6 protein-coding genes are annotated in these 7,588 nt (G+C 69.1%); 1 reads left to right on the top strand and 5 read right to left on the bottom strand.

Features of this window, described 5'->3' with window-relative positions; translation table 11 throughout:
• The 3 genes from VGL30_RS11575 to VGL30_RS11585 form a co-directional block, all read right to left on the bottom strand.
• Positions 1-933: 2-oxoacid:ferredoxin oxidoreductase subunit beta (locus VGL30_RS11575; protein ID WP_331540071.1), on the bottom strand; the 933-nt coding region annotated here is incomplete at its 3' end.
• A complete protein-coding gene (locus VGL30_RS11580) occupies positions 930-2,768 on the bottom strand; it encodes a 2-oxoacid:acceptor oxidoreductase subunit alpha (protein ID WP_331540073.1) in 1,839 nt (612 codons plus the stop codon). The genes VGL30_RS11575 and VGL30_RS11580, both read right to left, overlap by 4 nt.
• The gene (locus VGL30_RS11585; protein ID WP_331540075.1) at positions 2,753-4,540 is read right to left on the bottom strand and encodes an FAD-dependent oxidoreductase; all 1,788 of its coding nucleotides are present in this window, start codon (positions 4,538-4,540) and stop codon (positions 2,753-2,755) included. The genes VGL30_RS11580 and VGL30_RS11585 overlap by 16 nt, the downstream gene beginning before the upstream one ends.
• A gap of 340 nt (positions 4,541-4,880) precedes the next feature.
• Here VGL30_RS11585 and VGL30_RS11590 point away from each other — a divergent pair, with 340 nt between their 5' ends.
• On the top strand, positions 4,881-5,051 hold the full coding sequence (locus tag VGL30_RS11590) for a hypothetical protein (protein WP_331540077.1): 171 nt from the start codon (positions 4,881-4,883) through the stop codon (positions 5,049-5,051).
• A gap of 14 nt (positions 5,052-5,065) precedes the next feature.
• Here VGL30_RS11590 and cckA read toward each other — a convergent pair whose 3' ends face one another.
• Both cckA and VGL30_RS11600 read right to left on the bottom strand, forming a co-directional pair.
• Positions 5,066-7,198, bottom strand: a complete 2,133-nt coding sequence (cckA, locus tag VGL30_RS11595; protein WP_414694983.1) for a cell cycle histidine kinase CckA — start codon at positions 7,196-7,198, stop codon at positions 5,066-5,068.
• Between the two features lie 10 nt (positions 7,199-7,208).
• On the bottom strand, positions 7,209-7,588 hold a 380-nt coding region (locus VGL30_RS11600), incomplete at its 5' end, for an EscU/YscU/HrcU family type III secretion system export apparatus switch protein (RefSeq protein ID WP_331540079.1).

Consider the following 7,588-nt stretch of genomic DNA (forward strand, 5'->3'; position numbering starts at 1 on the left):
ATCGACGTACAGCAGGCCGGTGACGATCTCGCCCGCCGCCTGGCGCTGGGTCAGGAAGGCCATGGCCTGGGCGCGGTCGCTGGGGTCGTAGCCGCCGTGGATCTTGTGCAGGTTGAGCACCGAGCCGTCGTGCTGGGTCACCGCATGGGTGACGCCCGGCGCATAGTCGGCGGTGATCGGCGCGCGGGCCGGGATGACGTCCAGCCGGTTCACCGCCTCGTTGTGCTCGCGCACATAGTCGAAGCTCTTGGTGGAGCCCACGTGGTTGTTGAACTGCACGCAGGGGCTGATGCAGTCGATGAACGCCGCGCCGCGGTGCGACAGCGCCGCCTTGATCAGCGGCACCAGCTGGGCCTTGTCGCCGGAGAACGAGCGGGCCACGAAGGTGGCGCCGAGCTGCAGGGCCATGGCCACCAGGTCGATGCCGGCGTCGTGGTTGACCACGCCCTTCTTGGACTTCGAGCCGCGGTCGGAGGTGGCGGAGAACTGGCCCTTGGTCAGGCCGTACACCCCGTTGTTCTCGACGATGTAGGTCATGTTGACCCCGCGCCGGATGGAGTGGGCGAACTGGCCGAAGCCGATCGAGGCCGAATCCCCGTCGCCGGAGACGCCCAGGTAGATCAGGTCGCGGTTGGCGAGGTTGGCGCCGGTCAGCACCGAGGGCATCCGCCCGTGGACGGTGTTGAAGCCGTGGCTGGCCCCCAGGAAATAGTCCGGCGTCTTGGAGGAGCAGCCGATGCCGGAGAGCTTGGCCACCCGGTGCGGCGGCAGGGCCAACTCGTAGCAGGCCTGGATGATCGCGGCCGAGATGGAGTCGTGGCCGCAGCCGGCGCAGAGCGTCGAGACCGAGCCCTCGTAGTCGCGCCGGGTGTAGCCCAGCGCGTTGGCGGCCAGTTGCGGGTGATGCAGCTTGGGCTTGGTGATGTAGGTCATTCGGCGGCCTCGGTGACTGGGACGCGCTCGGCGGCGTCGATGAGGCCGGCGATCGCTCCGGCGATGAAGCGGGCGGTGATCGGGGTGCCGTCGTAATGCAGCACGGCCGGCAGTTTGGCCGGGTCCACCCCGCCCTCGTTGACCAGCATGCCGCGCAGTTGCCCGTCGCGGTTCTGCTCGACCACGAAGACGCGGTCATGGGCGGCGATGAAGTCGAACACTTCGTCCGGGAACGGGAAGGCCCGCAGGCGCAGGGCGTTCACGTGCTTGCCCTGCGTCTCCAGCACCTCCAGCGCCTCGTGCATGGCGGGCGTCGTGGAGCCGAAGTAGATCACCCCGTTGCGCGTCGCCCGCCTGGCGTCCTTGCGGACCGGCTGCGGGACCAGGGACTTGGCGGTCTCGAACTTGCGCAGCAGGCGCTGCATGTTGTCGACGTAGACCGAGCCCTCCTCGCTGTAGCGGGCGTAGGGGTTGCGCGAGGTGCCGCGGGTGAAATAGCCGCCGCGGGTGGGGTGCGAGCCGGGATAGGTGCGGAACGGCACGCCGTCGCCGTCCACGTCCAGGTAGCGGCCGAAATCGCGCCCGGATTCCAGCATCTCGTAGTCCATCACCTTGCCGCGGTCGAGCGTGCGCCGGTCGTCCCAGACGAAGGGCTCCGTCAGCCATTCGTTCATGCCGATATCGAGGTCGAGCATGACGAAGACCGTGGTCTGCAGCCGGTCGGCGAGGTCGAAGGCCTGGGCCGCGAACTCGAAGCATTCGCCCGGGTCCTGTGGCAGCAGCAGCACGTGCTTGGTGTCGCCGTGGCTGGCGTAGGCGGCGGCCGAGATGTCCGACTGCTGGGTCCGCGTGGGCATGCCCGTGGAGGGCCCGCCCCGCTGCACGTCGAAGATCACCGCCGGAATCTCGGCGAAATAGGACAGCCCGATGAACTCCTGCATCAGCGAGATGCCCGGCCCCGAGGTGCAGGTGAAGGCCCTGGCCCCGTTCCAGCCCGCCCCGACCACCACGCCGATGGAGGCGATCTCGTCCTCCGCCTGGACGATGGCGTAGCGCGCCTTGCCGGTTTCCGGGTCGATGCGGTGGTCGGCGCAGAAGCCGGTGAAGGCCTCGGCCAGCGAGGTCGAGGGCGTGATCGGATACCAGGCGCACACCGTGGCCCCGCCGTAGAGCGCGCCCAGCGCAGCGGCCGTGTTGCCTTCAACGTAGATCCGTTCGCCCACCTTGTCGGAACGTCGGACCTTCAGGCGGATCGGCGACAGGTGCTGGGCCACATAGTCGCGGCCCATGTGCAGGGCCTCGACGTTGGCGCGGATCAGCCGGTCGCGGCCGGCGAACTGCTCCGCCAGCAGGGCCTCGATGACCCCGATCTCGATGTCCAGCAGCGCCGCGAGCGCGCCCACGTAGACGATGTTCTTGAACAGCTGCCGCTCGCGCGGGAGCGAATAGACCCCGTTGCAGATCTCGGTCAGCGGTACGCCCACCACGGTGATGTCCGGCCGGAACCTGGTGGGCGGCATCGGCTTGGTGGAGTCGTAGAACAGGTAGCCGCCCGGCTCGATCTCGGCCACGTCCCTGTCCCAGGTCTGCGGGTTCATCGCCACCATCAGGTCGACGCCGCCGCGCCGGCCCAGGTGCCCCTGCTCGGTCACCCGCACCTCGTACCAGGTGGGCAGGCCCTGGATGTTGGACGGGAAGATGTTGCGCGCCGCCACCGGCACGCCCATCCGCAGGATCGACTTGGCGAACAGGGAGTTGGCGCTGGCCGACCCGGAACCGTTCACATTGGCGAATTTGACGACGAAATCGTTAACACGGTCTAACGGCTTTGGCATGCGGCTCCAGCCTGGGTCATTTCCAACAGGAACTTCTGCATGTCCCAGGCCCCCGTCGGACATCGCTCGGCGCAGAGGCCGCAATGCAGGCAGACGTCCTCGTCCTTGACCATCACCCGCCCCGTCTTCAGCGCTCCGGATACATAGATATCTTGCGTCAGGTTGGTAGCCGGGGCGTTAAGCCGCCCGCGCAGGTCCCCCTCGTCGCCGTTTTCGGTGAAGGTGATGCAGTCCACCGGGCAGATGTCGGCGCAGGCGTCGCATTCGATGCACAGCGGCTCTTCGAACACCGTCTGGATGTCGCAGTTCAGGCACCGCTCCGCCTCGCGGAAGCCCAGGGCCTTGTCGAAGCCCAGCTCCACCTCCAGCCGCACGTTGCTCAGCGCCAGCGCCTTGTCCTGCAAGGGCACGCGGTGACGCAGCGCGTTGGAGATGTCGTTGTCGTAGCTCCACTCGTGGATGCCCATCTTCTGGCTGACCATCGAGACGCCGGGCGGCGGGCGGTCCTTGACGCTGACCCCGCGGCAGAAGTTGTGGATCGAGACCGCCGCGTCGTGGCCCTGCGCCACGGCCCAGATGATGTTCTTGGGCCCGAAGGCTGCGTCGCCGCCGAAGAACACGTTGGGCAGGCTGGACTGGAAGGTGATCTCGTCGACCACCGGCATGTCCCACTCGCCGAACTCCAGGCCGATGTCGCGCTCGATCCACGGGAAGGCGTTCTCCTGGCCCACCGCCACCAGCACGTCGTCGCAGGCGTAATGCTCGTCCGGCGCGCCCGAGGCGACCAGCTTGCGGCGGCCCTTCTCGTCGTACTTGGCCTCCACCACCTCGAACAGCACCCCGGTCAGCTGGCCGTTCTCGTGGGTGAATTCCTTGGGCACCCGCATGTTGACGATCGGGATGTCCTCGTGGATGGCGTCTTCCTTTTCCCACGGGGACGCCTTCATCTCCTCGAAGCCGGAGCGGACGATCACCTTGACATCCTCGCCGCCCAGCCGGCGCGAGGTGCGGCAACAATCCATGGCGGTGTTGCCGCCGCCCAGCACGATGACCCGCTTGCCGATCTTCTCGACGTGGCCGAACGAGACGCTGGAGAGCCAGTCGATGCCGATGTGGATGTTGGCGCGGGCTTCCTCGCGGCCGGGGACGTCCAGCTCGCGGCCGCGCGGGGCGCCGGAGCCCACGAAGACCGCGTCGTAGCCCTCCGCCAGCAGGGCCTTCAGGCTGTCGATCCGCTGGCCCAGGCGCATCTCGATCCCCAGGTCGGTGATGTAGCCCACCTCCTCGTCGATCACCGTCTCCGGCAGGCGGAAGCGGGGGATCTGGCTGCGGATCATGCCGCCGGAGCGCGGGTCGCTGTCATAGCAGACCAGGTGGTAGCCCAGGGGCGCCAGATCGCGCGCCACGGTCAGCGAGGCGGGCCCCGCCCCCACCAGGGCGATTCGCTTGCCGTTCTTCTGCGTCGGTACGACGGGCATGCGGTCGCGGACGTCCGACTTGTTGTCGGCGGCCACGCGCTTCAGCCGGCAGATGGCCACCGGCTCGTCCTCCACCCGGCCGCGCCGGCAGGCGGGCTCGCAGGGACGGTCGCAGGTGCGACCCAGGATCCCCGGAAACACGTTCGATTTCCAGTTGACCATGTAGGCGTCGCTGTAACGCTCGTCGGCGATCAGGCGGATATATTCGGGAACTGGGGTATGAGCCGGACAAGCCCATTGACAATCGACCACCTTGTGAAAGTAGTCTGGCCCCTCGGTACTGGTGCGCTGCAAAATACGTTTCCTCAAGATCACGCTTCATTTCGCAGCAGCGAAGACGCGCCTCAATGATGCGCGACCCGCCAGCCCCGATGCGCGTCGGGCGAGATCTTAAATCCTCAAGCCCCACCGCGCCAATAAGATTTATGCCGATTTTGGCGCCTTTAATGCTGCCTGCATGTCGGAAAGCGCCTTGCGCAGGGAAAAACCGCTGCCCAATCAGTTTTTCGCGCGCCGTCCAAGCTGGGCCATAAAGTGTTCGTGAGGAGGCCCCCGGCCTCTTTCGCTGCGCCGCATTCAATGTAGGTTACGTTTTGTTAACCCACAACGATGTGGGATCCAGGAGACCTCCCCGATGCCCCTGCCGCTCGACGTCAGTCCGGTTCCCGCGCCCGCCGCCCATCTCCCCGGCTCGACGGAGCCGCTGGCCGAGGTCGCGGCCGCCGAGCCCACCGGCCAGGAGATCAACGACCGGCGCGCGCAGGTGGAGAATCCCGAGGCCCTGAGGCTCGCCCGCGCGCTCTGAGGCGGCCGGCCAGGTCAGGCGGCCTTCTGCAGCTCCTGCTTCACCCGCTCGGCCAGGGTCTTGATGTCGATCGGCTTGGGCAGGAAGGAGACGTTGCGCTCGCCCTCCAGCAGGTTGGAGAACTCCGCTTCCGCATAGCCGGAGATGAACATCACCGGCGCATCGCCCAGGTAGGCGCGGGCCTGCTTCAGGAGGTCGGTGCCCTGCATGCCGGGCATCACCACGTCGGAGATCATCAGGTCGATGGTGCCGGCGTGTTCCTCGCATAGCTCCAGGGCCTCCTCGCCGCTGGCCGCCTCGATCACCTCATAGCCGCGGGCGCGCAGCAGCTTGGCCGCCACGCCGCGCACGGCGTCCTCGTCCTCCACGAACAGGATCCGGCCGATGCCGGAGAGGTCGCGGGCCGCCGGCCGCTGCGGCTTGGCCGGCGCGGGCACGGGGATGGCGCTGGGCTCGGGCGTATAGACCGGCAGGAAGATGCGGAAGGCCGCCCCCTCCCCCAGCCTGGAATCGACGCTGATCCAGCCGTCGGACTGCTTGACGATGCCGTAGACGGTGGCGAGGCCCAGCCCGGTCCCCTCGCCCACCGGCTTGGTGGTGAAGAAGGGGTCGAAGATCTTGTCCATCACCTCCGGCGTGATGCCGGGCCCGTCGTCGGACACCTCGATCAGCGCCTGCGGCCCGCGGGCGGAGGGATAGCCGAGGGCCGCCGCCTCGTACTCGCTCAGACGGGCGGTGCGGATGCGCACCGTGGCCCCGCCATGGGCGCGGATGGCGTCGCGGGCGTTCACCGCCAGGTTCATCACCGCCGTCTCGAGCTGGCTGCGGTCGGCGCGCACCTGCGGCAGGTCGCGGCCGTACTCGGTCTCCAGCTTGACGTCCTCGTGCAGCACCCGGCGCAGCAGCACCTCGAACTCGCTGATCAGCTCGCCCAGGTCGAGGGTCTCGCGCTGCACCGTCTGCTTGCGGGAGAAGGCCAGCAGCTTGCGCACCAGGTCGGCGGCGCGCGCCGAGGTCTGGCGGATCTCGTTCAACCCCTCATAAGAGGGGTCGCCCAGCGGGTGGCGCGAGGCCAGCACGTCGAGCTGCATGAAGATGGCGGTGAGCAGGTTGTTGAAGTCGTGCGCCACGCCGCCCGCTAGGTGGCCGATGGCCTGCATCTTCTGGCTCTGGGCGAGCTGCAGCTCGATCTGCTTCTGCTCGGAGACGTCCACCAGATAGGCCACCCAGCGCCCGTCGCTCCTGGAGAGGTAGAGGTGGGCGATATGGCTCGGGTCCTGGGCCAGCCGCACCTCCAGCGCGCCGGCGGCGCCGGCGGCCAGCCGCTGGGCCGCGTCCTGCCGGCTGGCCAGGTCGATCAGGTCGCCGAACACCTGGCCCGGCCTGCCGCCGCCGGCCATGGCGGCGAGCGCCGGGTTGGCCTCGATGATCACCGCGGCGAAAGGGTCCTCGCCGTCCAGCAGCGCCGCGCCGAACGGCGAGGCGGCCGCGAAGGCGTCCAGCACCTTGGGCGGCGGCGGGGTGGCGGTGTTGAAGGCGGAGAGCACGTCCAGCGCGCCCTTGGGCAGGGCCAGGTGCTCGGCCGGCGCCCCGGCCAGGCGGATCAGAAAGCGGCGGGCGCCGATCGGCGAGATCATCGCCTCGTGCTCGGCGCCGTTCGAGCGGATCGAGGCGCGGCCGGTGTCGCCCTTGCGCGCGCTGGAGAGGGCGGCGAACAGGCTGGCGGCGGACGGGCCGTTCTTGGGCAGGCGCAGGGTCTGGCCCACCGCGTCGCGCCAGGAGGCGTTGGCCGCGTGGATGCGCCCGTCGGCGGCGGCGATGGCGGCCGGCTCCGGCAGCGCCTCCACCAGCCGGTCCGGCCCGGGCTCGCTGTCGACGGAGGCGTCGGCCGAGCCGCGCACCACCACCAGAGCCAGGCAGGCGACGCCCGCCAGCCCGGCCAGCAGCAGCAGGCCCGCCACGGTCGCCGGGCCGGCGTTGATCGCCGGCGCCGCCGCGCAACCCAGCGCCATCAGGAAGAACAGCACGGCGATGGCCGTCAGCGGGTCGAACCGCGCGCGCGGCGCTTCGCTGGTTGGCGCGTCGGCCATGGCGATGCCGCGGAGCTCCTTGAGGGGTCGGGCCGAGGCGGCCTGCGAATCACGCATGATCATACTCTCACAATGGCCGGGCCGCCGCACGGCGGCCGGCGTTGAGGATGAAGCCGATGACCCTGGCGACGGCTTCGTAGTGCTTCGGCGGAATGACCTCGTCGATATCGACGGCGGCGTAGAGCGAGCGGGCGAGCGGCGGGTCCTCGACGATCGGCACGCCGGCGGCCTCCGCCACCTCGCGGATCTTCAGGGCGAGCGAGTCCACCCCCTTGGCGACGCACATCGGCGCAGGCGTCTCGCCGGCGTCGTACTTCAGCGCCACGGCGAAGTGGGTCGGGTTCATCACCACCACCGTGGCGCCCGGCACCGCCTGCATCATCCGCCGGCGGGCGCGCTCGTTGCGGATCTGCTTCTGGCGGGCGCGGACGTGGGGGTCGCCTTCGG

Source organism: Phenylobacterium sp. (genome assembly GCF_036502675.1).
Taxonomy (GTDB): Bacteria; Pseudomonadota; Alphaproteobacteria; order Caulobacterales; family Caulobacteraceae; genus Phenylobacterium.